The sequence below is a fragment of the Paraburkholderia terricola genome, from assembly GCF_003330825.1.
GTDB classification, from domain to species: domain Bacteria; phylum Pseudomonadota; class Gammaproteobacteria; order Burkholderiales; family Burkholderiaceae; genus Paraburkholderia; species Paraburkholderia terricola.
In genome coordinates, this window is record NZ_CP024941.1 from 876,101 (window position 1) to 900,230 (window position 24,130).

Sequence of the window (24,130 nt, forward strand, 5' to 3'; positions counted from 1 at the left end):
CAGCGCCGCCGGAAGAATGACTGCCTGGTCACGAGCGTCGAATGTGCGAGGGCACGGATTCCAGATGCACCACTGCCCCCTCCAAGCCAGGGGACCCACTTAAGAGTTAGCGGTGTTAGCCGCTTTCTTTTGCCTACTTTTCTTTGCGGCCGGCAAAGAAAAGTAGGTGCCGCCCCGCACAGGGGCAACGCTAATAGACCACTAACAAATCAAGTAAAAGCCAAAACTACAAAACCACAACCCAACCCGCCGACCAGGCAAAAAACACCACATCAATCCCGCGCCGAAGAAGCGGCCCCATGACTCAACCAATCCAGCACGGCGCTCGCATCATCATCGGCACCTTGCCGCGCCCTGGCAACCGTCTCCGCCACATCCGCGCTAGGCACGGCGCGCCGAATCGCCACCCCCACAGCAAGAATATCGATCATCACCAGATGCAGAATCCGCGAAATCATCGACAACTGCGACTCGCGAATTTCAATGTGATCGGTTTCCAGCGCGACGGTCGCCCGCTTGGCCAACGGCGTATTGCTCGAAGTAATGGCAATCACCTTGGCCCCCGCCTGCATCGCCACATCCAGCACGCGCAGTAATTCGGGCGCGCGTCCCGACTTGGACACGGCAACGATCACATCACCCTTGCCGAGCAGCGCAGCCGACGCCGCCTGCATATACAGATCGCCGTAGGCAATCGTCGGAATGCCGAAACGGAAAAACTTGTAATGCGCATCCTGCGCGACGATGTTCGAATTGCCGAGCCCGTAAAACTCGATGCGCCGCGCGCCGTTCAACAGATCGATCGCCCGCTCGACATGCTCGAAGTTCAGATGCTCGCGCAACTGCAAGATCGCCGACACGGTGTTGTCGAGCACCTTCGCGCCGAAGTCCGTCGCCGTGTCGCCCAGATGCACCTGGCTATGACTCACCGGAATCGTGCCGGTCAAACCCGTCGCGAGCTTCAGCTTGAAATCCGACAAACCTTGGCAGCCGAGCGAACGGCAAAAGCGGATCACCGTCGGCTGACTCACGTCGGCCTTGCGCGCGATATCGACGATCGGATCGTTGATGATCGAGCGCGGATGATTCAGCGCGAGATCGGCCACGCGGCGCTCGGCCGGCGTCAACGCGTCGCGCATCTGGCGAATCCGTTCGAACACAGCCGATGAACTGCCGCCCGCGCGATTCGACAACTGCTCGGCGAGAATCGCCGAAACGCCGAGAAACGCCGGGTATTCGGCGGTGATCACATAGGTCGGCACGTTCTGCAAATACGCCTCGAAGCGGCCCTTGGCCTCGAACCGCTTGCGAAACGACGAGCGCGCGAAGAACTCGCCCAGGCGCGGCACCACGCCGCCGCCAATGTAGATGCCGCCCAGCGCGCCGAGCGTCACCGCGATATTGCCGGCGAAGGTGCCGAGAATGCCGCAGAACACGTCGACGGATTCGGCCGCGAGCGGCTCGCCTTCCAGCGCGCGCTTGACGATCTCGACCGTGTCGACGCTCGCCGCCACGCGTTTCTTGTCGCGGCCCGCCAGCGCGCGGTAGATGACCTCGATGCCGGGACCCGCGGCCACGCGTTCGAACGACACGTGCGACCACTTCTTGCGCGCGTATTGCAACACGATGTCCTCGCGTTCGTCCGCCGGCGCGAAGGTGGCGTGGCCGCCTTCGCTGCCGAGCGCGATCCAGCGGTCGTCGGCGGGAATCAGGCCGGATACGCCCATGCCGGTGCCCGGGCCGAGCAGGCCGATCACGCTGTTCGGACGGCGCGTGCCGCCGCCCACCTGCACGCGTTGCGCGTCGGTGAGTCCTGGCAGCGCCATGGCGAGCGCGGTGAAGTCATTCACGACCAGCAGCGTGTCGAAGCCGAGCGCGCGGCGCGTGGCTTCGATCGAAAAGCTCCAGTCGTGATTCGTCATGCTCACCTGATCGCCGTCGACCGGGTTGGCAATCGCGATGGCCGCATGATTCACGCGGCCGATCCTCGTGTCCTTCAGGTACTTCTTGATGACTTCGGCCACGCCCGGATAGTCGGCGCAAGGGTAGACCTGCACCGAGCCGATCTCCCCCGGACTGTTTTCCAGCGCGAAGCGCGCATTGGTGCCGCCGATGTCGGCCAGCAGCCTCGGTCCATCGGCGTGCTGGCCCGCGCCCGGAACAGCCTTAGTTTGCACACCAGTAGACATCGAGTCTCACTCCCTTGTCGTTCGCCAACTGCGAGATGGCATTTTTTTGTAGCGAAGCGGCGGCGGCATTCAGCACGTCCATCTTGCGCGGTCCGGCGATCAGCAGGAACAGATGCTTCACTTCTTTCAACGCGGACAGCGACCAGCTCACGCGCGCATGCGGCGCATTGCCGGGATGCACGGCGACGAAGCGCTCGGCGGTGGTGATCGCGTGATCCCATTCGGGCGCGTCGGCAAAGATCGACGCGGTATGGCCGTCTTCGCCCATGCCGAGAATCGCGACGTCCGGCACGACGCTAAAGCGCGGGTCGGCATTCAGCGCGGCAACATGCGCGTGCAGATCCTGAGCGGTGTCGGCGAGCGGCCAGAACGCGGCGTGTCGCGCGGCGTTTTGCAAGAGCGTGTCGTGTACCAGTTGCGCGTTGCTCGCGCTGTCCGTCTCGGGCACCCAGCGGTCGTCGACCAGCGTCACGGCAATGCGCGCCCAGTCGAAGGATTGCGTGGACAGCGTCTGCAGAAACGGCCGCGGACTGCTGCCGCCGGATACGGCAAGCAGGGCAGGGCGCGTGCCGGTGGCGGCCGTGGCCGCCGATGCGGCGAGCGACGCATGTAACGCGTCGCCGACCGCTTTCGCCAACGCGTCGGATTGGGCGCGTTGGTCGTCGAAAGCGTGAAGCTCGATCACTTCTCCTCCGTGCTGCTTTCTTGTTAGATCCGCGGAACGTGCGGTACTGCTCCCGTTCGACGCCTGCAAGCTGGGATGACTTGCAGGCGCCTTCGTGATACCGGCGCCATTCCGTTCAGTTCGTCGGTGGGTCTTACGGGCGGCGCGCCGCGCCGCCGTGATTCAATTCTCTTCCTCGAGCCAGCAGGTGCCGTGCTGCGCCAGCATCGCGCTCGCCGCGGCCGGCCCCCACGTGCCCGATGCGTACGGCTTGGGCGGCTTGTTCGAGGCCGCCCATTCGTTCAGGATCGGTTCGACCCAGCGCCAGGCCGCTTCCTGCTCGTCGCGCCGCACGAACAGCGCGAGGCGGCCGTTGATCACGTCGAGCAACAGGCGCTGATACGCTTCCATCTGGCCTTCGCGGAAGAACCGGTCGAACGCGAGGTCGAGATGGACGCTGGCGAGATTCATGCCTTCGCCCGGCTGCTTGGCGAGGCAGTAGAGGCGAATGGTTTCGTTCGGCTGCAAGCGGATCACGAGGCGGTTCGCCCCGGCGCGCAACGCGGACGCGCCCAACGCCGAATGCGGCACCGGGCGGAAATTCACCACGATTTCAGCGACGCGGTCCGCGAGCCGCTTGCCCGTGCGCAGGAAAAACGGCACGCCGGCCCAGCGCCAGTTCTCGATCTCGACCTTCAGCGCGACGAAGGTTTCCGTCGTGCTCTCCGGCTTCACGCCGGGCTCGGTTGCATAGGCGGGCACCGTGGCGCCGCGAATCACGCCCGAATGATATTGCCCGCGCACGGCGACCTTGCTGATGTCGCGCTGATCGATCGGTTTCAATGCGCGCAGCACGCGCAGCTTCTCGTCGCGCACCGAGTCGGAATCCATCGAATGGGGCGGTTCCATCGCGACGATCGAAAGCAGTTGCAGCAAATGGTTCTGCACCATGTCGCGCAATGCGCCGGTGTTGTCGTAGAAGTCGCCGCGCGCCTCGACGCCGAGTTCCTCGGCGATCGTGATCTGAATGCTCTCCACCCATTCGCGGCGCCACAGCGGCTCGAACAGCGCATTGCCGAAGCGCAGCGCCAGCAGGTTCTGCACCGGCTCTTTACCGAGGTAGTGGTCGATCCGGTAGATCTGTTCCTCGGCGAAGATTTCGCCGACCGCATCATTGATCGCATTCGACGACTTGAGGTCATAGCCGAGCGGCTTTTCGAGCACGATGCGCGCGTTCTCGTTCAGCCCCACCGACGCCAATGCGCGGCAGATCGGCACGAACAGCGACGGACCCGTTGCCAGATAGAACACGCGAATGCCGGGCAAGTCGCTCACGGCATCGCGCAGCAGCGCGAAGTCTTCGGGATTGCCGAGATCGAGCTTCACGAACTCGATGCGTTCGAGAAAGCTCGCCCATGCCGTTTCATCCAGACCGTTCTTCGACACATATGGCTTGACGTGCGTATCGACCCATTCGAGGTAGCCGCCACGATCGGCCACATGGCGCGCCACCGCGACGATCTTGCCGCTCGCGGCGAGCATGCCGCCCGCACGGTGCGCTTCAAACAGTGCCGGAAGGATCTTGCGCATCGACAGATCGCCAGTTCCGCCGAAGAGAACGAAGGTGAAGCTTGAGTCGGTTTGCATGAGTCTCCGTCGATGTCCTGGGGCCGCCGCGGTCAGCAGAAAGAGCGGCCGTAGTCCGATAAAATATTTTTTGACACTGAATTGTAGTTTAACTACAATCCAAATCAAGAGGTAGCGCTAATTCGATGAAAAAAGCGTGTGGCTGCAAGGCAAAAACATGCGTTTTTCCCAATCGGCGGGCGTCCCCTGCATGTTAACGGACATTACGTGTCGGCACTTGCCAGCATGCGCCGGCGGCCTTTCGGAAAGCCGGATATCTAGGCAGCCGGCAAGGGTGCCGCACCAGGTTGACATGCGAGGCACCTCGAGTCTGCCGCGCGAAGCGGGCAGGCAAAAATCAAAAGAGGAGACAGTCAGTTGCATCCCGAACCACTCATCTCTTGAGCTTCCAGCGGACGAACATCGGTCCGCCGGCACATGCGTCACGCATGCGCCCGACCGTGCTCGATCGCCCAGTGTTTTGCCTGTTTGAACCAACCACAGCACCCTGGCGACATCAGGGGCCATTCGTTTTTTGTTCAGGTGTCTGGAGGAGATAAGCAATGAAATTTCGCGCGATCATGGGCGCTTTGTGCGCCGCGGGTCTGATGTGTGGCGTCTCGGCCGTGCAGGCCGCCGAGTCGGTCGAAGTGTTGCACTGGTGGACCTCGGGCGGCGAGTCGAAAGCCGTCGGCGTCCTCAAGGACGACATGACGAAGCAGGGTTACACGTGGAAGGACTTTGCGGTGGCGGGCGGTGCGGGCGCGGCTGCCATGACGGCGCTGAAGACGCAGGTGATCTCGGGCAACGCGCCGAGCGCCGCGCAGATCAAGGGTCCGCTGATTCAGGACTGGGCACAGCAAGGCGTGCTGGTGCCGATCGACTCGGTCGCAGGCGACTGGAAGAAGAACCTGCCGCCGGAAATCGACAAGATCATGCATGCGGAAGGCCACTACGTGGCGGCGCCTTTCTCGGTGCACCGCGTGAACTGGCTGTACATCAACAAGGCGGCACTGGAGAAGGCGGGCGGCAAGGCGCCGACCACGTGGCCCGAGTTCTTCGCGGTGGCCGACAAGATGAAGGCCGCGGGCATCCAGCCGGTCGCGATGGGCGGTCAGCCGTGGCAAGACCTGACGCTGTGGGAAGACGTCGTGCTGTCGCAAGGCGCCGACTTCTACAAGAAGGCGCTGGTCGATCTCGACGAAAAGACGCTGACCTCGGACAAGATGGTCGGCGTGTTCGACACGGTCCGCAAGATCCAGGGTTACTTCGACGCGGGCCGCACGGGCCGTGACTGGAACCTCGCCACGGCCATGGTCATCAACGGCAAGGCCGGCATGCAGTTCATGGGCGACTGGGCGAAGGGCGAATTCGCCAACGCCGGCAAGAAGTCGGGTTCGGACTACATCTGCGCCGCCGTGCCGGGCACGGAAAAGTCGTACACGTTCAACGTCGATTCGTTCGTGTTCTTCCAGCAGAAGGGCCAGAAGGCAGCCACGCCGGGTCAGCTGGCGCTCGCCAAGACGATCATGTCGCCGGAGTTCCAGGAACAGTTCAGCCTGAACAAGGGTTCGATTCCGGTGCGTCTGGGCGTGTCGATGGCCAAGTTCGACGACTGCGCGAAGAAGTCGTATGCGGATGAACAGGTGGCGATCAAGTCGGGCGGCTATGTGCCTTCGCTGGCGCACGGCATGGCGCAACCGGATGCAGCAGCCGGCGCGATCTCGGACGTGGTCACGAAGTTCATGAACTCGCAGCAGGATTCGAAGAGCGCGGTTGCCGCGCTCGCGAAGGCAGCGAAGACGAAGTAAGTCGCACGTCGTGGTTTGAGTGAAGCGGCGCGCCCGGCCGTTGCGGCAACGGGCGCCGGGCGCGCCCTTCAGGACGCTGATCGCGCCGCATGTGCCAGATGCGTTGAACAGGCCGGCAGCAGGCGCTTTCACCCCTGGTTTCATCGAGTCACACCTATGCCGTCGCGGCCTCGTGCATCGCAAGCGCGAGCCACCCGGCGGTACAGTTTCAGCAGGAGTCGAGTAGTGACTGCTTCTATCAGCGGAAACGGGAAAACGGCCACCGTCTCCCGCCGCGCGTCGCCCATGGCGGCCCTTGCCGATCGCTGGATTCCGAAGCTGGTGCTCGCACCCAGCGTCGTGATCAGCCTGGTCTTCGTGTATGGCTTCATTGCCATCACCGGCTATCTGTCGCTGTCCAATTCGCGGCTGATGCCTCGCTATGATTTCGTCGGCCTCGACCGTTATCGCGAACTGTTCGATAACGACGTGTTCTGGACCTCCGCCGCCAACCTCGGCTGGTTCGGCATTCCGTTCATCGGCATCTGCATCGGCCTCGGTCTGTTCCTCGCCATTCTGCTCGACCAGCAGATCCGCAACGAAGGCGCGCTGCGCGCCGTGTTCCTGTATCCGATGGCGCTCTCGTTCATCGTTACCGGCACCGCGTGGCAATGGATCATGACGCCGAGCATCGGCCTCGAGAAAGTGTTTCACGACTGGGGCTGGACGAGCTTTTCGTTCAGTTGGCTCGGCGACCCCGACAAGGCGATTTTCTGCGTCGTGATCGCGGCGGTGTGGCAATCCACCGGTTTCGTGATGGCGCTGTTTCTCGCGGGCTTGCGCGGCGTCGACGGTGAAATCTTCAAGGCCGCGCAGATGGACGGCGCGAACCTCCCCACCATCTATCGCAAGATCGTGATTCCGAGCATGCGCCCGGTGTTCTTCTCCGTGCTGCTGATTCTTTGCCACATCACGATCAAGACCTTCGACCTCGTTGTCGCGTTGACGGCGGGTGGTCCTGGCACGTCGTCGTCGCTGCCGGCCATTTTCATGTACACGTTTTCGTTCAATCGCGGGCAACTCGGCGTCGGCGCGGCATCGTCGATGATGATGCTCGCCACCGTCGTGGCCGTGCTCGTGCCGCTCATGTATCTGGAATCGAGGAGCACCCGCAATGCAGCCTAAGATGACGATCAGCCGTGCCGTCATTTATGCGGCCCTGATTCTGTTCGCCCTGTATTTCCTGTTCCCGCTCTACGTGATGCTGTCCACGTCGTTCAAGGACATCGATCAGCTTCGCACCGGCAATCTGCTCACGCCGCCCACTCACTGGACCGTCGAGCCGTGGATCAAGGCATGGAGCGGCGCCTGTACGGGTGTGCGTTGCGACGGCATGCAGCCGTTCTTCATGAACTCGGTGCGGATGGTGATTCCCGCCGTGCTGATCTCGTCGATCGTCGGCGCGTTCAACGGTTATGTGCTCACGCACTGGCGTTTTCGCGGCGCCGATCCGATCTTCACGATGCTGCTGGTCGGCTGCTTCATTCCGTTCCAGGCGATCCTGCTGCCGATGGCGCGTTTCGAAGGCTTTCTCGGCCTGTCGAACACGACCACCGGTCTGGTGGTCGTGCACGTGATCTACGGTATCGCCTTCACCACGATGTTCTTCCGCAACTTCTACGTGAGCATTCCGGCTGAACTCGTGAAGGCGGCGCGTATCGACGGCGCGGGCTTCTTCACGATCTTCACGAAGATCCTGCTGCCGGTATCGCTGCCGATTTTCATGGTGTGCCTGATCTGGCAATTCACGCAGATCTGGAATGACTTCCTGTTCGGTATCGTGTTCTCCGGCGTCGATTCGATGCCGATCACGGTGGCGCTGAACAACCTCGTCAACACCTCGACCGGCGTGAAGGAATACAACGTGGACATGGCCGGCGCGATCATCGCCGCATTGCCGACCTTGCTGGTCTACATCATCGCCGGACGCTATTTCGTGCGAGGTCTGACGGCGGGCGCAGTGAAGGGCTAATGAACCCAGGCTAGACCATCCGAGCGCGGCGAGGCTTTCTGCCTGTGTGCACGAAGCGCCGCCGTCACCCGACAAGACGTTTTCAAGCAGTACCAGAGACAAGAGGAATCACAGCATGGCAAGCCTTTCCATCCGTGACGTGTACAAGACTTACCCGAACGGGGTGCCGGTTCTGAAGGGTGTCAACATCGACATCGAAGACGGCCAGTTCCTGATTCTCGTCGGCGGCTCGGGCTGCGGTAAGTCGACGCTGCTCAACATGATCGCCGGCCTCGAAACCGTGACCAAGGGCGAGATCCAGATCGACGGCAAGACGGTGAACAACCTGTCGCCGAAAGATCGCGACATCGCGATGGTGTTCCAGTCATACGCGCTGTATCCGTCCATGACGGTGCGCGAGAACATCTCGTTCGGCCTGAACATCCGCAAGGTGCCGAAGCAGGAGCAGGCGCAGATCGTCGATCGCGTGTCGAATACGCTGCAGATCACGCACCTGCTCGATCGCAAGCCGGGCCAGTTGTCCGGCGGCCAGCGTCAGCGTGTGGCGATGGGTCGCGCGCTGGCGCGCGATCCGGTGATGTTCCTGTTCGACGAGCCGCTGTCGAATCTCGACGCGAAGCTGCGCATCGAAATGCGTTCGGAAATCAAGCTGCTGCATCAACGCCTCGGTACGACGATCGTCTACGTGACGCACGATCAGATCGAGGCGATGACGCTCGGCGACCGCATCGCGGTGATGAAGGACGGCATCGTGCAGCAGTTCGGCGCGCCGCAGGAAATCTACGACTCGCCGTCGAATCTGTTCGTGGCCGGTTTCATCGGCGCGCCGCCGATGAACTTCATTCAGGGCAAGCTGGTTGAACAGGGTTCGGGCGTCGGCGTGGAGCTGGATACCGGCGTCGCACGCACTGCGTTGAATTTGCCGTTCGACTCGGCGAAGGTGAAATCGCACGTCGGCCGCGAGGTGATTCTCGGCTTGCGCCCGGAGCGCATCACCGACTCGCGCGGCGCGCATGGCGACCATGGCAAACTGCAACAGATCGAAGTGAAGGTCGACGTGATCGAGCCGACCGGCCCGGACACGCTCGTGTTCGCGCAGGTCAACGGCAAGCGCATCGTGAGCCGCGTGCACCCGGCGTCGAACCCGCAGCCGTTGTCGAACACGACGCTCCTGTTCGATACGTCGAAGGCGGTGTTGTTCGATCCGTCCAATGAGGAGCGGATTGCCTGATGGCGAGAACCTGAGCGCGAAGTCCCATTCGACGGCTTTTTGCTGTTGGCGTGGGTGCGTTCTACGCGTCGGGAATGCGCAGATCCGGATTGTTGCGCACGAGTTCGGTCACCCACTCGGTGAACGCACGCAGCCGCGAACTCAGATTTCGGCGATGCGCGTAGAGAATCGACAGCGGCGTGCTGGGGCTCGCATAGTCCGAGAGAATTTCCTTGAGCGCGCCTTGTTCGATCAGATCCGCGACCATGTAGCGCGACGGCTGGATGATGCCGTGGCCGAGCGCACCCGCGCCGATGTAGACGCTGCCGTCGTTCACCGCGAGCACGCTCTTCATCGCGACCTTGACGAGCTCGCCGTTTACTTCGTATTCGAACGGGAAGGTCCTGCCGGTGCGCGCCGACACGTAATTGACGGCGCGATGCTCGCCGAGCTCTTCGAGGGTGGTCGGCGTGCCGTACTGCTCCAGATACGCGGGCGACGCGCACGTGACGATCCGCGCCTGACCGATGCGCCGCGCGACGAGGCTCGATTCTTCCGGCGTGCCCATGCGGATCACGCAATCCACGCCGTCCTGGATCAGATCGATATTGCGGTCCGCGAGACCGAGCCGCACGTCGATTTCGGGGTATTGGCGGTAGAAATCATCGAGCGCGGGAAGCAGCAGCGCGCGGGCGAGCGTGCCGGAGGTATCCACGCGGATCGTGCCGGACGGATGCTCGCGCTTGTTCGACAGCGACGATTCGGCGTCGGTCACTTCGGCGAGGATGCGCACGCAGCGCTCGTAGAACAGCGCGCCGTCCTCGGTGACGCTGACCTGGCGCGTCGACCGGTTCAACAGACGCACGCCGACGTGTTCCTCCAGCGCCTGGATGGTGCGGCTGACCTTGGCGCGCGGCAGGTCGAGCGATTCCGACACCTTGGTGAAGCTGTTCGCCTCGACCACGCGCGTGAATATCTCCATGGCTTCGAAACGGTCCATCTTTTGCCCTATGAGTGATTGGCGGAAGTGGCTTGCGGAGTGAAGTGTATAGGTTGGAAATATTGTTGTCGCATAGCCGCCGCGCCGCGCTCAATCCCGGTCGGGTGCGCCGAGCGGGAAAAGCGGCCGATAGGGGCGCGCCTCGTCCACCGCGCGGGCGAACGACGGTCGCGCCAGCAGCCGCTTCCGGTAGGCGAGCACGTGCCTGAAAGCCGGGCCGATGCGGTGCGTCCAGTCGGCGTAGAACAGGAACGGTGCGGCGCCGCAATCGGCGAGGCTGAAGGTGTCGCCGGCGGCCCATTCGCGCTCCGCCATCACGTTGTCGAGCCAGCCGTAGGCGGTGTCGAGCATTGCGCGTGCTTCGGCGACGGCGCGCGGGTCGCGCTCCGGCTCGGGCCGCAGGCTGTCGTAGACGATTCTTTGTTGCGGCGTGGAGATGTAGTTGTCGAAGAAGCGGTCCATGCCGCGCACTTCCAGCGCGGCCCGGGCATCGGCGGGCAGAAGCGGCACCGGCCCGGGATGGTACAAGCCGAGATACTCGATGATGATGCTGGCCTCAATCACCGTGCGGCTGCCGTCGACCAGCAGCGGAAAACGCTTGATCGGCCACAGCGCGGCGAATTCGGCCATGACTTGCGGGTCGTCGTGAGCAAGTAGGCGCAGTTCGAACGGCGTGCCGTTTTCGTAGAGCGCGGTGAGGACCTTCTGGCAGTAAGAGGAGAAGGGATGGGCGTAGAGCTTGAGGGGCATCGTGATCACCTGGGGCGGTTGCTGAGCGCGCTGTGGCGCAACGACGGCGCTAGGGCCGTTTACCTCACGACGAACGGCGGTGGCGGAAATCGACAGCCGTGAAAATTCACCCGATGCCGTTGTTTGCGTTCGCGGTTTGCGTTCGCGGCTAGTGCGGCAAACGAACGTCGAACCTGAACGTCACCAGCCTCGCCAGCAGAATGAAAGCAGTGGCGCCCAGCACGCTATACACCGTGTCGACGTTCAGATAATCCAGCAGCACGTACAGCCAGCATCCCACGAAGGCGCAGGTCGCATACGGCCGCGAGTCGCGCAAGATCAGCGGCACCTCATTGCACAGCACGTCGCGGATCACGCCGCCGAAAACGCCGGTCAACACGCCCATCAACACGGAGGTGAACCATGGCATCTGCGCGTCGTGCGCGATCGAGGTGCCGGCGATACTGAACAAGCCCAGCCCGATCGCGTCGGCCACCAGCAGAACCCGTTCGGAGATCAGCCGCGAGGTCATCTTAAGAATCGCCGGCGCAAACAGCGACATCACGAAAATCGCGATCAGATACCCTTGATGCTCGACCCAATAGAACGGCCGCCGCTCCAGCAGCACGTCGCGCAACGTGCCGCCGCCGAAGGCCGTGGCGATCGCCACGAGGAACGTGCCCACCGCGTCGAGCCGGCGGGTTCGTGCTTCGATGAAGCCGGAAATGGCATACGCGAAAATAGCCAGCGCTTCCATGATGGTCAGCGCCAGCGTCAACCTGGGATGGATCACCGCGACTCCGTCAGGGCTTGGTCTGAGCGGGCATCGCGCCCGGCTGCAGCAGCACGACCACCGCGCCGGCGCCGCCGTCGTGCGGACGCGCCTGACAGAACGCGATGACCTCGGACTTCTGCACGAGCCACGCGCGCACCTTGCCCTTCAACACCGGCTCCTTGCCGATCGACCCCAAACCCTTGCCGTGGATCACACGCAAACAGCGCAAGCCGCGCTTCACGGATTCGCGAATGAACTCGGCCAGCGCCTCGCGTGCTTCCTCGCGCCGCATGCCGTGCAGATCGATTTGCGCCTGCACGATCCAGTCGCCGCGCCGCAGTTTTCGCACGACTTCCTGACTCACGCCCGGACGGCAATAGGACAGCGTCTCGTCGGTTTCGAGCAGTATCTCGGGATCGAACTCGTCGGAGATCGCTTCGTGCAGCACGGCTTCTTCGTCGAGCCTGGTCTGCACGGGCAGCGGCGGCGGAGGATTGCGCGGCAAAGTGGCGCGCGGCGGGACCGCGAGCGGCGCGACCGCGCCGATCTCGCGGCGAAACAGATCGGCGTCCGCCGACGCCTCGCGCTGCGCGGCTGCCGCCGCCGCCCGTTCGCGCTCGCGTCGTTGCGCATCGACCTTTAACGCATCGCGCAGCGCGCCGAGGCCGGCGAGACCCGCCGCCGGTTCAGGCTTCGGTTTGTCCACGGCCGCGGCCGGTTCCGGCGCGGGCCTGGCGACGGCTCGCACGCGTTTCGGCTCGTTAGGGTGAGGCTGATTCTTCGGCATATCGGCTAATACACGCAGAAAAGTAGGTCGATCGCGGGGCGCAAAAAAGGCCGCCGGCTTCTCAGCCGCGGCCTTCGCTCATGCAGGCGGCCGGGCTCACGCCCAGCCGCTATTTTACCGTTGCGCCTAATACGAAGCAGCGTTGTTGACGGCGGTACGGCTTGCCATCCTGGATCAACGCTCGGCTTCCGCGCTCATCACGTGCTCGCCGATTTCCTCGATGCTCTCCAGATAGCGTTGCGCATCGAGCGCGGCCATACAGCCCGTGCCCGCGCTGGTGATCGCCTGACGGTACACGTGGTCCTGCACGTCGCCCGCCGCGAACACGCCCGGCACGCTGGTGGCGGTGGCAAAACCGTTCAGGCCGCCCTTGGTGATGATGTAGCCGTTCTTCATCTCCAACTGGCCTTCGAAGATATCCGTGTTCGGCTTGTGGCCGATCGCGACGAACAGACCCTGCAAAGCAATATTGGTGGTTTCGCCGCTTTGCGTGTGCTTGATGCGCACGCCGGTCACGCCCGATTGATCGCCGGTGACTTCATCGAGCGTATGGTTCCACTTGATCTCGACGACGCCTTCCTTTTCCTTCGCGAGCAGCCGGTCGATCAGGATCGGCTCGGCGCGGAACTTGTCGCGGCGATGGATCACGGTCACCTTCTTCGCGATGCCCGACAGGTACAGCGCTTCCTCGACCGCGGTATTGCCGCCGCCGACCACGGCCACGTGTTGTTGCTTGTAGAAGAAGCCGTCGCAGGTGGCGCAGGCCGACACGCCCTTGCCCATGAATGCCTCCTCGGACGGCAGGCCGAGGTATTGCGCCGATGCGCCGGTCGAGATGATCAGCGAGTCGCACGTGTATTCGCCCGAATCGCCGATCAGGCGGATCGGTTTTTCATCCAGTTTTGCCGTGTGGATGTGGTCGAAAATGATTTCGGTGTTGAAGCGCTCGGCATGCTCCAGAAAGCGCGTCATCAGTTCCGGGCCTTGCACGCCGTTGGCGTCGGCAGGCCAGTTTTCGACGTCGGTCGTGGTCATCAGCTGGCCGCCTTGGGCGAGACCCGTGACGAGCACCGGCGCGAGATTGGCGCGCGCCGCGTAGACCGCCGCCGTATAGCCGGCGGGGCCGGAACCGAGAATCAGAACCTTGGCGTGTTTCGTGGAAGTAGCGGGCATGATCGAAATCCTTATACGGCGCCCGGCTCGCCCATGCGAGGCCGCGCGACTTGGGCTGAAACTGTAGATGGGTGTCAGTGCGGCATTATAAAGGGCGGGGCGCCGGCCTGCTTCATGAAGCTTTCTGATCGCGGCGATAGCGTCGCCTGCGGGTGCGGCGCGCTTTTGCGTGGCCAATCGGCCAAGTTACCGTCATTTACAGCCTCGCGTCCGACACTGCGTTTACAATAGGCCGGATCGAACTTCCCGGTCGCCGGGATCGGGCCCGAAGCCGCGCCGGGCGAGGCTTCGGCCGCGACTCAGGCGGGGAAATGAGCCGGGCAATCAGCCAGGCACCAAGCCGGGCGCCACGCCGGAACGCGGCAACACTCGGGCCACACACGCAACAGGATCAATGGCAAAAGCTCCCTATTCCGCGAGCGCGCAGGCATTGCCGCACCGCATGTCGCGCCTTTTCACCGAAATCCGCTGGATCCTGCAGGTGGCGCTCGGCGTGTTCCTGCTGATGGCGCTCGTCAGTTACAGCAGGCGCGACCCGAGCTGGACGCACGCCGCGCAAGTCGACCACATCGCCAACTGGGCGGGCCGCGTCGGTGCGTGGACGTCCGACATCCTGCTGCTGCTGTTCGGCCTGTCCGCCTACTGGTGGATCGTGCTGCTCGGCCGTCATATCTCCGCCAACTACAAGCGCATCACCCGTCACGAGGATCTTGACGAAGACGCGCCGCGCGACGCCAGCTGGCTCGCGGACGCGTTCGCGTTCATGCTCGTGCTGCTGGCCTGCGACGGCATCGAGGCGCTGCGCATGTGGTCGCTGAAAGTGCAGTTGCCGCGCGCGCCGGGCGGCGTGATCGGCGAGGCGGTCGCGCGCGGCGTGTCGCATGCGCTCGGCTTCACGGGCGGCACCCTGGCGCTGTTGATCGTGCTCGGCATCGGCTTGTCGCTGTATTTCCGTTTTTCGTGGCTGTCGGTGTCGGAGAAGGTCGGCGAATCGATCATCTCCGCGGTGACGTTCGCCAAGCTGCGCCGCGAGGCCGGCCGCGACCGCAAGCTGGGCGAGGCGGCCGCCGTCAAGCGCGAAGGCAAGGTCGAGAAGGGCCGTGTGCGGATCGAGGAGCACGAACCGGTCATGATCGTGCCGCCGGTCGTTTCGCCGGCCAAATCCGAGCGCGTCGAGAAAGAACGGCAAGTGCCGCTCTTCACCGATCTGCCCGGCGACTCCACGTTGCCGCCGATCTCGCTGCTCGATCCCGCGCCCGTCGCGCAGGAAAGCATCTCGGCGGATACGCTGGAATTCACATCGCGTCTGATCGAGAAAAAGCTCAAGGACTTCGGCGTCGAAGTGAGCGTGGTGGCCGCCTATCCCGGTCCGGTCGTCACGCGTTATGAAATCGAGCCGGCCACCGGCGTGAAGGGCAGCCAGATCGTCAATCTGGCCAAGGACCTTGCGCGGTCGCTGTCGCTCGTGTCGATCCGCGTGGTCGAAACCATTCCAGGCAAGAATTACATGGCGCTGGAGTTGCCGAATCAGCGCCGGCAAACCGTGAGCCTCTCGGAGATTCTCGGCTCGGCGGTCTACGCGGACGCCGCCTCGCCGCTCACCATGGGCCTCGGCAAGGACATCGGCGGCAAGCCGGTGTGCGCCGACCTCGCGAAAATGCCGCACTTGCTGGTGGCCGGTACGACCGGCTCGGGCAAGTCGGTGGGTATCAACGCAATGATCCTTTCGCTGCTCTACAAGGCGAGCGCCGACCAGGTCCGCATGATCCTGATCGACCCGAAGATGCTCGAAATGAGCGTCTACGAAGGCATTCCGCATCTGCTGTGTCCGGTGGTGACCGACATGCGCCAGGCCGGTCACGCGCTGAACTGGGCGGTCGCCGAAATGGAGCGCCGCTACAAGCTGATGAGCAAGCTCGGCGTGCGCAATCTCGCCGGCTACAACAACAAGATCGACGAAGCGGCCAAGCGCGACGAAAAGCTGCCGAATCCGTTCAGCCTCACGCCGGACGAGCCGGAACCGCTCACGCGCCTGCCGCACATCGTCGTCGTGATCGACGAACTGGCCGACCTGATGATGGTGGTCGGCAAGAAGGTCGAGGAACTGATCGCGCGAATCGCGCAGAAGGCGCGTGCGGCCGGCATCCATCTGATTCTGGCCACGCAGCGTCCGTCGGTCGACGTGATTACCGGGCTGATCAAGGCCAATGTGCCGACGCGGATGGCGTTCCAGGTGTCGTCGAAAATCGACTCGCGCACGATTCTCGACCAGCAGGGCGCGGAATCGCTGCTCGGCATGGGCGACATGCTGTATCTGCCGCCGGGCAGCGGCCTGCCGGTGCGGGTGCACGGCGCGTTCGTATCCGACGAGGAAGTGCACCGCGTGGTGGACAAGCTCAAGGAACAGGGGGAGCCGAACTACATCGAGGGCATTCTCGAAGGCGGCGTGACGGGCGAGGGCGACGAAGGATCGGCGGGTGCAGGCGGAGCCGGGTCCGGCGACGGCGAATCGGATCCCTTATACGATCAGGCGGTCGACGTGGTGCTGAAGAACCGCCGCGCTTCGATCTCGCTGGTGCAGCGGCATTTGCGCATCGGCTACAACCGCGCGGCCCGTTTGCTCGAGCAGATGGAGAACTCGGGCGTGGTGTCGGCGATGTCGTCGAACGGCAATCGCGAGATTCTCGCGCCGGCGCGCGAAGCGGAGTAGGGCGCGTGGCCTGGTCCGCCTGGATGGCGGCGCAAGTTGCGCATGCGCGCATGACCGGTGCGTCCCATCCACCGCAGCATCGCATCGCATGGCCCCAATAAGCCCCGTTTAAGCCTCGGCGACTAAGCTGATACGGCAAGGTCGCGGGCAGCGCTCTCGACCTCGCGGCACGCACAGCCGCCACGGTCCCGCAGCCGCTGGTTTATTCGCCGGCCGCCGCGACCGCTCAACGAATTCAATCAAGGGAGAACACAACATGCAGCTATTCACGCAGCGGCACGCTCGACAGCGTGCTGAATCCAGCCGTTTCGGCCAGCTTGCGGGGACCATCGCGCGTCGCATCGGCAGCGTGGCGATCGGCGCGTCGATGCTGGTCGCGTCGCAGGCATTCGCTGGCGGCACCGAGCAACTGAAGGCATTCGTCGCGCAAGTCCACTCGGCGCGAGGCACGTTCGTGCAGCAGGAAGTGCGGGCGCCAGGCAAGGCGCAAGGCGCCAGCGCCGCAAGCGGCGTGCTGTCCACCGCGGGTAGCGGCAAGCGCGGCACGTCGAGCGGCACCTTCACGTTCGCGCGGCCGGGCAAATTCATCTGGCAATACGAGAAGCCTTATGCGCAACTGCTGCAAGCGGACGGCGACAAGCTCTACGTGTACGACAAGGATCTGAATCAGGTCACGGTGCGCAGCTTGGGCGGCGCGCTCGGCGCGAGCCCGGCGGCGATCCTGTTCGGCAGCAACGATCTGGAGAAGAACTTCACGCTGCACGATGCGGGCGTGAAAGCCGGCATCGACTGGCTGGAATTGACGCCGAAGGCGAAAGACACGCAGTTTCAGCGCGTGGGCATCGGCTTCAAGGACGGCAATCTCGAAGCGATGGAACTGCACGACGTGTTCGGCAACGTGACGCTGCTGACGTTCTCGAACATTCAGAAGAACCCGCCGTTGCCGGCCGATGCGTTCAAGTTCACGGTGCCGAAGGGCGCGGATGTGATCAACGGTTAGCAGGCCGTTGAAATATCCGTCGTTGATGCGCTCAGATGCATTACGACGGATGCTGGGTTTGCACTTTTGAAACGCGGAACACGATTGCGGGCATTCGGCGTTACTCGGGGGTTCACCATATCGGTGTTATCCATTGCTTCCAGCCCCTCAACCGGCAAGTGTGCGCATACGCGTCAGGTTGTAGCCGACCTGCGTCAGCACGAAGAGCTGGTCTACGCGTTCAAGTCCCCGATACATCGCTTGTCGAATTCGCCCGACTGTCTTGCCCCATCCGAACACCTGTTCAATGCGTTTACGTTTTTGCTGGCTGACCGCGTAGCCCGGCCAGCGCGTAGTTCGCTCGTCAATTGCTGAACCTCCTGGACGCCCATCGTTTTGTGCCACATGCGGCGTCACACGGTTCGCTCGACAACTGGCCACGAAACCGGCGGTGTCGTAGTTCTTGTCCGCGCCGACTGTGATGCCGAGCGGCGCAACACTTGCGGCATCGGCAAGCATCAGCTCGGCCGCGTCGCGCTCGGCGGTGCCCGTCGCCAGCGTCACCTGCGCGTTGACCACCAGGCCATGCCGGTTGTCTGTCAGCACGTGGCCCATATAACAGAGCATCGCTCCGGTTCCTTTGCTCTTGCGAAACAGGCGTGCCTGCTCGTCCGTCGTGGATTGGTGCGTCTCGTTACTGCGTTTCTGTCCGTGCCAGTTGTCATTCGGCGCTGGCGGTTCGTCAGGAGGCGTGTCGTCTTCGTCTGGACTTGCCTTCGGCACGAAGCTCTTATGCCCGGCCCATGCCTGAATCAACGTGCCGTCGACGCTAAAGTGCTCCCCAGAAAGATATCCGCGCTCGCGCGCGGTCTCGACTGTCTCGTTGAACAGCAACACCAGCACATCGTGTTCGAGCAACCGGTCGCGGTTCTTGCTGAACGTCGAGTGGTCCCACACGGTCCCGTCCATCGGCAGGCCGACGAACCAGCGGAACAGCATGTTGTAGGAAATCTGTTCCACCAGCATGCGCTCGCTACGAATCGAATACAGAACCTGCAGCAAAAGAGCTCGCACCAGCTTCTCCGGCGCGATGCTCGGCCGACCTCCTTTCGCGTCAGCCTCGTACATCCGCGCGAACACATCGTCCATGCGTTTAAGCGCGCCATTGAGCCAGATGCGAATCGGACGCAAGGGATGGTCCTTCGGCACAAAATCGTCCAGCTTCAACACCGTGAACATTGACTCGGTAAAACCATCTGGCCCACGCATCCGTTCCATCTCGCTCTCATTGATGACATCAGTTCAACGTTTACGCCTGCGTCCCGGATGACCGCTACATGAGGTATTTCACCGGCCTGTTAAGCGAACGCGCTACTCGTTCGCTTTCGGAAGTTTGGCCGCATGTGCGGCCTTCATATCGTCGATGAACGCCTCGACGATCTCCGTTCGGTGCTGCCGCGCCCGCGTGACCATATGGAACACGACGCGGTAGCGCATCCGCGCCGGGTTCAACGCGGCGAGCAGTCCTTGCTCGACGAACGGCGCCGCGAAATGCCCCGGCAAATAGCCGAGATGATGCCCGGACAGCACGAGCATCGCGACCGCTTCCATGTTGTCCGCGACGGCGGTCACGTTGGGCGGCGTGGTCGAGTTCTCCGCTTCGGGCAGCGGATAACTGCGCCACGCCCATTCATGCGCTGCGGCTTCATCGGGCGACACTTCGCCGGCTGAAGCGAACAGCGGATGCCCTTTCGCGCAATAGGCGAACTGGTCCTCCGCGAACACTTCGGTGTAGTCGAGCGACGGCACGCGATGCCAGAAATAGCCGATGCCGATCTGAATCCGGCCATTGAGCAGCAACTCTTCCAGCTCGCCCGGCGAGCGCACCAGAATCGAAAAACGCACCGACTGATCGCGCGCGCGGAACCGGCCGATCGCGTCGCTGATGCGCGCGCTCGCCGATACCGGCGTGTGGCCGATCATGCCGATATCGAGCGTGCCCACCAGTTTGCGGCCGACGTTGCGGACCTGCATGCCGAAGGTATCGACGGCCGACAGCAGGGCGCGAGCGGCGTCGACGAACTGCTCGCCGCGCGCCGTCAGGCTGAAGCCGCCGCGGCCGCGCGCGCAGAGGCGATAGCCGAGGCGCGTTTCCAGCGTCGCAAGCTGCGTGCTGATGGTCGACTGGCCGATATTGAGCGTGGCCTGCGCCGGCGAGACGCCGCCGGCGTCGACGATGGCGAGAAACACGCGGATCAGCCGCAGATCAAGATCGGTGAGTTGAGAAAACATGCTTGAGGATACATCGCTCGGAATCGATGTGAACTTTATTCTGTTCACATTTGACGTTCCGGGAAACTGCTCAAGAATCAAGGCTCATCCGGCAAAATGCTGACCCTTGCGCCGGTCCGCACGCATCCGCCTGTGCGCCTTTTCATTGCCGAGCCACGATGAAACCCTCTTCCTTCATTTCCCCCGAAGCCGGCGAACGGCCGCAACCGCTGTCCGGTAACGCGATGCCCCGCTGCGGCGGCATTGCGACGATGATGCGGTTGCCGAACGTCGGCTCGGCCGCGGGTTTCGACGCCTGCTTCGTCGGCGTGCCGTTCGATCTCGGCACGTCGAACCGCACCGGCGCGCGCTTCGGGCCGCGCCAGATCCGCAGCGAATCGGTGCTGCTGCGCCCGTACAACATGGCCACGCGCGCCGCGCCGTTCGATTCGCTGCGGGTGGCCGATCTCGGCGACGTCGCGATCAACCCGTACAACCTGCACGATTCGATCGCGCGCATTGAAACCGCCTACGACGAGATCCTCCAGCACGATTGCAAGCCGATCACGCTGGGCGGCGACCACACCATCGCGCTGCCGATCCTGCGCGCGATTCATCGCAAGCACGGCAAGGTCGGGCTGATTCACGTCGACGCGCACGCCGACGTCAACGACACGATGATGGGCGAGAAGATCGCGCACGGCACGCCGTTTCGCCGCGCGGTGGAAGAGGGCTTGCTCGATTGCGAGCGCGTCGTGCAGATCGGTTTGCGCGGTACGGGTTACGCGGCCGACGATTTCGATTGGTGCCGCGATCAGGGCTTCGAGGTCGTGCAGGCCGAGGCGTGCTGGAACCAGTCGCTCGCGCCGCTGATGGCGCGCGTGCGCGAAAGGATGGGCGACGCGCCGGTGTACATCACGTTCGACATCGACGGGATCGATCCGGCGTTTGCGCCGGGTACGGGTACGCCGGAAATCGCCGGTTTGACGGTGCCGCAAGCGCTGGAAATCATTCGCGGCTCGCACGGACTGAACATCGTCGGCTGCGATCTGGTTGAAGTCGCGCCGCCGTATGATCCGTTCGGCACGACCGCGTTGCTCGGTGCGAATCTCGCGTTCGAATTGCTGTGCGTGTTGCCGGGCGTCGAATATCGGGCGGCCACGCGTTAGGCTGATGCGCTCCTGAGTTGTATTGGCGTAATGGCCCGCGAATGCGGGCCATTTCCATCCATCGCGCGGATGTTGAAACTCACGCGTATGCAGTCTTGCGCGTCGACACGAACACCAGATAACACACCGCGCCGATCACCAGCGCGGGCAGCGTCGCGCCGAGATTCGGCAGCCATTGATTGATCGCCTGATACGCGGCGATGCCGATCGCCCACGCGATGAACGCGCTCAGATGCCAGCCGCCGGAGAAGCCATAACGGCCGCGCACGTCGGCGAGTGCGGCGGCCTCGATGCGGCGCTTGCGCACGATGAAGTGATCCACCAGCACCACGCCGAACAGCGGCGCGAACACCGAGCCGATCAGCAGCAGGAAGTTCTGATACTTCGCCATCGGCACCATCAACGCGATCAGCGTGCAGAGCGCACCGAATGCCGCCGACAGCAACGGCACGCTGCCGCGCGTCCAGAAGGTGCCGGTCGAGACCGCCGCGGAGTGAATGTCGGCGAAGGCGTTGTCGACCTCGTCGATCAGGATCAGCAGCAGCGCGAGGCCGCCGCCGGCTTGAGCCAGCGCGCTCGTCAACAGCGTGTCGCCGCCGCCCGCCGCGAGGCCGTAGATCGCGCCGAGCGCGTAGAACCAGATGTTCGCGATGCCGTAGCCGAGCAGCGTGCCGCGGAAGGTTTCGCCAGGGCGTCGGCCGAAGCGCGTGTAGTCGGCGATCAGCGGCAGCCACGACAGCGGCATCGCCACCACGAGGTCGATCGCGCCGCCGAACGGCATCTCGCCGGTGCCGGGGCGGCGCATCAGCGCGGCCAGATCGTGTTTGGCGAGCAGGTTCCACGTGAGCCACGCGGCGCCCGCCAGCAGCAGCCAGATGCCCCAGGTGCGCAGAAAGCGCCGCACGAACGAGAGCGGGCCGCTGATCGCGAGCAGCGTGGCGAGCAAGCCGAAGATCACCGTCCAGATCAGCGGCATCGAGAGGCCGAACGACTGCCTCGCGAGCGCGTCGGCGGAATCGCGCATCACGATCACTTCGAACGAGCCCCAGCCGACCAGTTGCACCGCGTTCAGCACCGCCGGCACCGACGCGCCGCGCACGCCGAGCGTGGGCCGCAGCGACGACATCGCCGCGAGCCCGGTGTCCGTGCCGATCACGCCGGCCAGGGCCAGCAGCACGACGCCGATCGCGCTGCCGATCACGATCGCGAGCAACGCATGCGGCAGCGACAGGCCCGGCACGAGCAGCGCGCCCGCTTGCGCGACCAGCAGGCCGATGCCGAGCGAGAACCACAGCGCGAACGCGTCGCCGGTGCGAAACGCGCGGCGGGCGTCGGGCACCGGCGTGAGCGGTGCGTAGGTGGAACCGGCGTCGCCGGCGAGTGGGTCTTGTGCCATCTGGGTAGTGTTCCTGTCGATGTTGTCGGCGACGCTGCGTGTCGCTGTCGATTCGCGTGCAATGTTGGCCGCGCATGCGTCTGCTGCGTTGCGCGCTGATTGGCGCCGTCACGCGGCGTTGCGTTTCCGGCTTCGCCGCGCGGATCGCTCCGCCACGCCGGGCCGCTCATCGCCGGGCCTCGGTCACTGTCATAATGCAGGACGTGGCCCGCGCCTTCGCGTGCCGGCTTTGTTCATCCGGCAGCACGCCGCCTTCATACGGACCGCGTCCGCAAAAGCCGAGATTATCCCCAAAACGTCATGTTTGAAGAAACCCGTAGCAATGTGCCGCTCGCCGAACGCCTGCGGCCCCGCAATATCGACGAAGTGATCGGCCAGAAGCACCTGCTCGGCCCGAACAAGCCGCTGCGGGTCGCGTTCGAATCCGGCGAGGCGCACTCGATGATCCTCTGGGGTCCGCCCGGCGTCGGCAAGACCACGCTCGCGCGCCTGATGGCCGACGCGTTTCACGCCGAGTTCATCGCGCTCTCCGCGGTGCTGTCGGGCGTGAAGGATATTCGCGAAGCCGTCGAGACCGCGCAGATCCATCGCGCGAACGGGCACCAGACGCTGGTGTTCGTCGACGAAGTGCATCGCTTCAACAAGAGCCAGCAGGACGCGTTCTTGCCGCACGTCGAGTCGGGGCTGTTCGTGTTCGTCGGCGCGACGACCGAGAATCCGTCGTTCGAGGTGAATAGCGCGTTGCTCTCGCGCGCCGCGGTCTACGTGCTGAAGAGCCTGAACGACGACGAGCAGCGCGAACTGCTCGATCGCGCGCAGCAGGAACTCGGCGGCCTCACGTTCACCGACGAAGCACGCGACGCGTTGATCGGTTCCGCCGACGGCGACGGCCGCAAGCTGCTGAACAACCTGGAGATCGTCGCGCGCGCGGCCTCGCAGCAGAAAACCACGGAAATCGACGGCGCGTTGCTCGGCAGCGCGCTCGCGGAGAATCTGCGCCGCTTCGACAAGGGCGGCGACGCGTTCTACGACCAGATCAGCGCGCTGCATAAATCGGTGCGGGGCAGCAGTCCCGACGGCGCGCTGTACTGGTTCTGCCGCATGCTCGACGGCGGCGCGGACCCGCGCTATCTCGCGCGGCGCATCGTGCGCATGGCGTGGGAGGACATCGGTCTCGCCGACCCGCGCGCGGCCCGCATCGCGCTCGACGCCGCCGAAACCTACGAACGCCTCGGCACGCCCGAGGGCGAGCTGGCGCTGGCGCAGGCGATCATCTATCTGGCGGTCGCGCCGAAGTCGAACGCCGGGTACAACGCGTACAACGAAGCGCGCCGTTTCGTCGGCAAGGACCAGTCGCGCGGCGTGCCCGTGCATCTGCGCAACGCGCCGACCAAGCTGATGAAGGAACTCGGCTACGGCCACGAATACCGCTACGCGCACGACGAACCCGACGCGTATGCGGCCGGCGAGACTTATCTGCCGGACAACATGCGCGACCCGCATTGGTACGAGCCGACGCCGCGCGGTCTCGAAGGCAAGATCGCCGACAAGATGGCGCGTCTCGCGGAACTCGACGCGCAGTGGCGCAGCGAGAACAAGCCGAAGAAGGGTTGAGCCGGACCGGTTCGTT

Annotated in this window: 19 protein-coding genes; 8 read left to right on the top strand and 11 right to left on the bottom strand. The window is 63.9% G+C overall.

Annotated features, from left to right (window positions below):
* Positions 1–272 precede the first annotated feature (272 nt).
* The 3 genes from CUJ90_RS03815 to zwf all read right to left on the bottom strand — a co-directional run bounded on the left by CUJ90_RS03815 (position 273) and on the right by zwf (position 4,500).
* Positions 273–2,189, bottom strand: a complete 1,917-nt coding sequence (locus CUJ90_RS03815; protein ID WP_073430796.1) for a bifunctional transcriptional regulator/glucokinase — start codon at positions 2,187–2,189, stop codon at positions 273–275.
* Positions 2,167–2,874 (bottom strand): 6-phosphogluconolactonase, encoded by a 708-nt coding sequence (pgl, locus tag CUJ90_RS03820; RefSeq protein WP_114162023.1) that lies wholly within the window; start codon positions 2,872–2,874, stop codon positions 2,167–2,169. The genes CUJ90_RS03815 and pgl overlap by 23 nt, the downstream gene beginning before the upstream one ends.
* Before the next feature lie 162 nt (positions 2,875–3,036).
* A complete protein-coding gene (gene zwf, locus CUJ90_RS03825; protein WP_114162024.1) occupies positions 3,037–4,500 on the bottom strand; it encodes a glucose-6-phosphate dehydrogenase in 1,464 nt (487 codons plus the stop codon).
* A 542-nt stretch (positions 4,501–5,042) separates the two neighbouring features.
* On the opposite strand from zwf, the gene CUJ90_RS03830 reads away from it, so the two are divergent.
* From CUJ90_RS03830 to CUJ90_RS03845, 4 genes are all read left to right on the top strand, one after another.
* Positions 5,043–6,290: an ABC transporter substrate-binding protein gene (locus tag CUJ90_RS03830; RefSeq protein ID WP_073430793.1), complete on the top strand. Its 1,248-nt coding sequence runs from the start codon at positions 5,043–5,045 to the stop codon at positions 6,288–6,290.
* A gap of 225 nt (positions 6,291–6,515) precedes the next feature.
* Positions 6,516–7,454 carry a carbohydrate ABC transporter permease gene (locus tag CUJ90_RS03835; RefSeq protein ID WP_073430792.1) on the top strand — a complete coding sequence of 313 codons (939 nt, stop codon included), beginning with the start codon at positions 6,516–6,518 and terminating at the stop codon, positions 7,452–7,454.
* Positions 7,444–8,301 carry a carbohydrate ABC transporter permease gene (locus CUJ90_RS03840; protein ID WP_073430791.1) on the top strand — a complete coding sequence of 286 codons (858 nt, stop codon included), beginning with the start codon at positions 7,444–7,446 and terminating at the stop codon, positions 8,299–8,301. Before CUJ90_RS03835 ends, CUJ90_RS03840 begins: the two co-directional genes overlap by 11 nt.
* A gap of 115 nt (positions 8,302–8,416) precedes the next feature.
* Positions 8,417–9,532 (top strand): ABC transporter ATP-binding protein, encoded by a 1,116-nt coding sequence (locus tag CUJ90_RS03845; RefSeq protein ID WP_083085490.1) that lies wholly within the window; start codon positions 8,417–8,419, stop codon positions 9,530–9,532.
* A gap of 61 nt (positions 9,533–9,593) precedes the next feature.
* Here CUJ90_RS03845 and CUJ90_RS03850 read toward each other — a convergent pair whose 3' ends face one another.
* From CUJ90_RS03850 to trxB, 5 genes are all read right to left on the bottom strand, one after another.
* Positions 9,594–10,511: a LysR family transcriptional regulator gene (locus CUJ90_RS03850; RefSeq protein WP_073430789.1), complete on the bottom strand. Its 918-nt coding sequence runs from the start codon at positions 10,509–10,511 to the stop codon at positions 9,594–9,596.
* 90 nt (positions 10,512–10,601) lie between these two features.
* Positions 10,602–11,261 carry a glutathione S-transferase family protein gene (locus CUJ90_RS03855; protein WP_114163425.1) on the bottom strand — a complete coding sequence of 220 codons (660 nt, stop codon included), beginning with the start codon at positions 11,259–11,261 and terminating at the stop codon, positions 10,602–10,604.
* A 148-nt stretch (positions 11,262–11,409) separates the two neighbouring features.
* On the bottom strand, positions 11,410–12,030 hold the full coding sequence (locus tag CUJ90_RS03860) for a trimeric intracellular cation channel family protein (protein ID WP_114163426.1): 621 nt from the start codon (positions 12,028–12,030) through the stop codon (positions 11,410–11,412).
* A 13-nt stretch (positions 12,031–12,043) separates the two neighbouring features.
* Complete coding sequence (locus tag CUJ90_RS03865) at positions 12,044–12,802, bottom strand: Smr/MutS family protein (RefSeq protein ID WP_073430788.1); 759 nt, start codon at positions 12,800–12,802, stop codon at positions 12,044–12,046.
* Between the two features lie 174 nt (positions 12,803–12,976).
* Positions 12,977–13,975, bottom strand: a complete 999-nt coding sequence (gene trxB, locus CUJ90_RS03870) for a thioredoxin-disulfide reductase (protein ID WP_114162025.1) — start codon at positions 13,973–13,975, stop codon at positions 12,977–12,979.
* Positions 13,976–14,369: 394 nt separating this feature from the next.
* On the opposite strand from trxB, the gene CUJ90_RS03875 reads away from it, so the two are divergent.
* Together CUJ90_RS03875 and lolA are read left to right on the top strand one after the other, a co-directional pair.
* The gene (locus tag CUJ90_RS03875) at positions 14,370–16,685 is read left to right on the top strand and encodes a DNA translocase FtsK (protein WP_073430786.1); all 2,316 of its coding nucleotides are present in this window, start codon (positions 14,370–14,372) and stop codon (positions 16,683–16,685) included.
* Between the two features lie 256 nt (positions 16,686–16,941).
* A complete protein-coding gene (lolA, locus tag CUJ90_RS03880) occupies positions 16,942–17,685 on the top strand; it encodes an outer membrane lipoprotein chaperone LolA (RefSeq protein WP_114162026.1) in 744 nt (247 codons plus the stop codon).
* Positions 17,686–17,832: 147 nt separating this feature from the next.
* On the opposite strand, the gene CUJ90_RS03885 is transcribed toward lolA, so the two are convergent.
* Complete coding sequence (locus CUJ90_RS03885; protein ID WP_073432307.1) at positions 17,833–18,933, bottom strand: IS5 family transposase; 1,101 nt, start codon at positions 18,931–18,933, stop codon at positions 17,833–17,835.
* 102 nt (positions 18,934–19,035) lie between these two features.
* On the bottom strand, positions 19,036–19,956 hold the full coding sequence (locus CUJ90_RS03890; protein WP_114162027.1) for a LysR family transcriptional regulator: 921 nt from the start codon (positions 19,954–19,956) through the stop codon (positions 19,036–19,038).
* Between the two features lie 158 nt (positions 19,957–20,114).
* Here CUJ90_RS03890 and speB point away from each other — a divergent pair, with 158 nt between their 5' ends.
* The gene (speB, locus tag CUJ90_RS03895; protein ID WP_073430783.1) at positions 20,115–21,104 is read left to right on the top strand and encodes an agmatinase; all 990 of its coding nucleotides are present in this window, start codon (positions 20,115–20,117) and stop codon (positions 21,102–21,104) included.
* Positions 21,105–21,183: 79 nt separating this feature from the next.
* On the opposite strand, the gene cytX is transcribed toward speB, so the two are convergent.
* A complete protein-coding gene (gene cytX, locus CUJ90_RS03900) occupies positions 21,184–22,500 on the bottom strand; it encodes a putative hydroxymethylpyrimidine transporter CytX (RefSeq protein WP_114162028.1) in 1,317 nt (438 codons plus the stop codon).
* Positions 22,501–22,800: 300 nt separating this feature from the next.
* Here cytX and CUJ90_RS03905 point away from each other — a divergent pair, with 300 nt between their 5' ends.
* Complete coding sequence (locus tag CUJ90_RS03905; protein ID WP_073430781.1) at positions 22,801–24,114, top strand: replication-associated recombination protein A; 1,314 nt, start codon at positions 22,801–22,803, stop codon at positions 24,112–24,114.
* Positions 24,115–24,130: the final 16 nt, after the last annotated feature.

What these genes read in the sequence shown, in the direction of transcription:
- speB (WP_073430783.1), top strand. Translation starts at nt 20,115, where the DNA reads ATGAAACCCTCTTCCTTCATTTCCCCCGAAGCCGGCGAACGGCCGCAA.
- CUJ90_RS03865 (WP_073430788.1), bottom strand. Translation starts at nt 12,802, where the DNA reads ATGCCGAAGAATCAGCCTCACCCTAACGAGCCGAAACGCGTGCGAGCC.
- cytX (WP_114162028.1), bottom strand. Translation starts at nt 22,500, where the DNA reads ATGGCACAAGACCCACTCGCCGGCGACGCCGGTTCCACCTACGCACCG.
- CUJ90_RS03885 (WP_073432307.1), bottom strand. Translation starts at nt 18,933, where the DNA reads ATGCGTGGGCCAGATGGTTTTACCGAGTCAATGTTCACGGTGTTGAAG.
- CUJ90_RS03845 (WP_083085490.1), top strand. Translation starts at nt 8,417, where the DNA reads ATGGCAAGCCTTTCCATCCGTGACGTGTACAAGACTTACCCGAACGGG.
- CUJ90_RS03890 (WP_114162027.1), bottom strand. Translation starts at nt 19,956, where the DNA reads ATGTTTTCTCAACTCACCGATCTTGATCTGCGGCTGATCCGCGTGTTT.
- zwf (WP_114162024.1), bottom strand. Translation starts at nt 4,500, where the DNA reads ATGCAAACCGACTCAAGCTTCACCTTCGTTCTCTTCGGCGGAACTGGC.
- trxB (WP_114162025.1), bottom strand. Translation starts at nt 13,975, where the DNA reads ATGCCCGCTACTTCCACGAAACACGCCAAGGTTCTGATTCTCGGTTCC.
- CUJ90_RS03850 (WP_073430789.1), bottom strand. Translation starts at nt 10,511, where the DNA reads ATGGACCGTTTCGAAGCCATGGAGATATTCACGCGCGTGGTCGAGGCG.
- CUJ90_RS03840 (WP_073430791.1), top strand. Translation starts at nt 7,444, where the DNA reads ATGCAGCCTAAGATGACGATCAGCCGTGCCGTCATTTATGCGGCCCTG.
- CUJ90_RS03815 (WP_073430796.1), bottom strand. Translation starts at nt 2,189, where the DNA reads ATGTCTACTGGTGTGCAAACTAAGGCTGTTCCGGGCGCGGGCCAGCAC.
- CUJ90_RS03875 (WP_073430786.1), top strand. Translation starts at nt 14,370, where the DNA reads ATGGCAAAAGCTCCCTATTCCGCGAGCGCGCAGGCATTGCCGCACCGC.
- lolA (WP_114162026.1), top strand. Translation starts at nt 16,942, where the DNA reads ATGCAGCTATTCACGCAGCGGCACGCTCGACAGCGTGCTGAATCCAGC.
- CUJ90_RS03905 (WP_073430781.1), top strand. Translation starts at nt 22,801, where the DNA reads ATGTTTGAAGAAACCCGTAGCAATGTGCCGCTCGCCGAACGCCTGCGG.
- CUJ90_RS03855 (WP_114163425.1), bottom strand. Translation starts at nt 11,261, where the DNA reads ATGCCCCTCAAGCTCTACGCCCATCCCTTCTCCTCTTACTGCCAGAAG.
- CUJ90_RS03830 (WP_073430793.1), top strand. Translation starts at nt 5,043, where the DNA reads ATGAAATTTCGCGCGATCATGGGCGCTTTGTGCGCCGCGGGTCTGATG.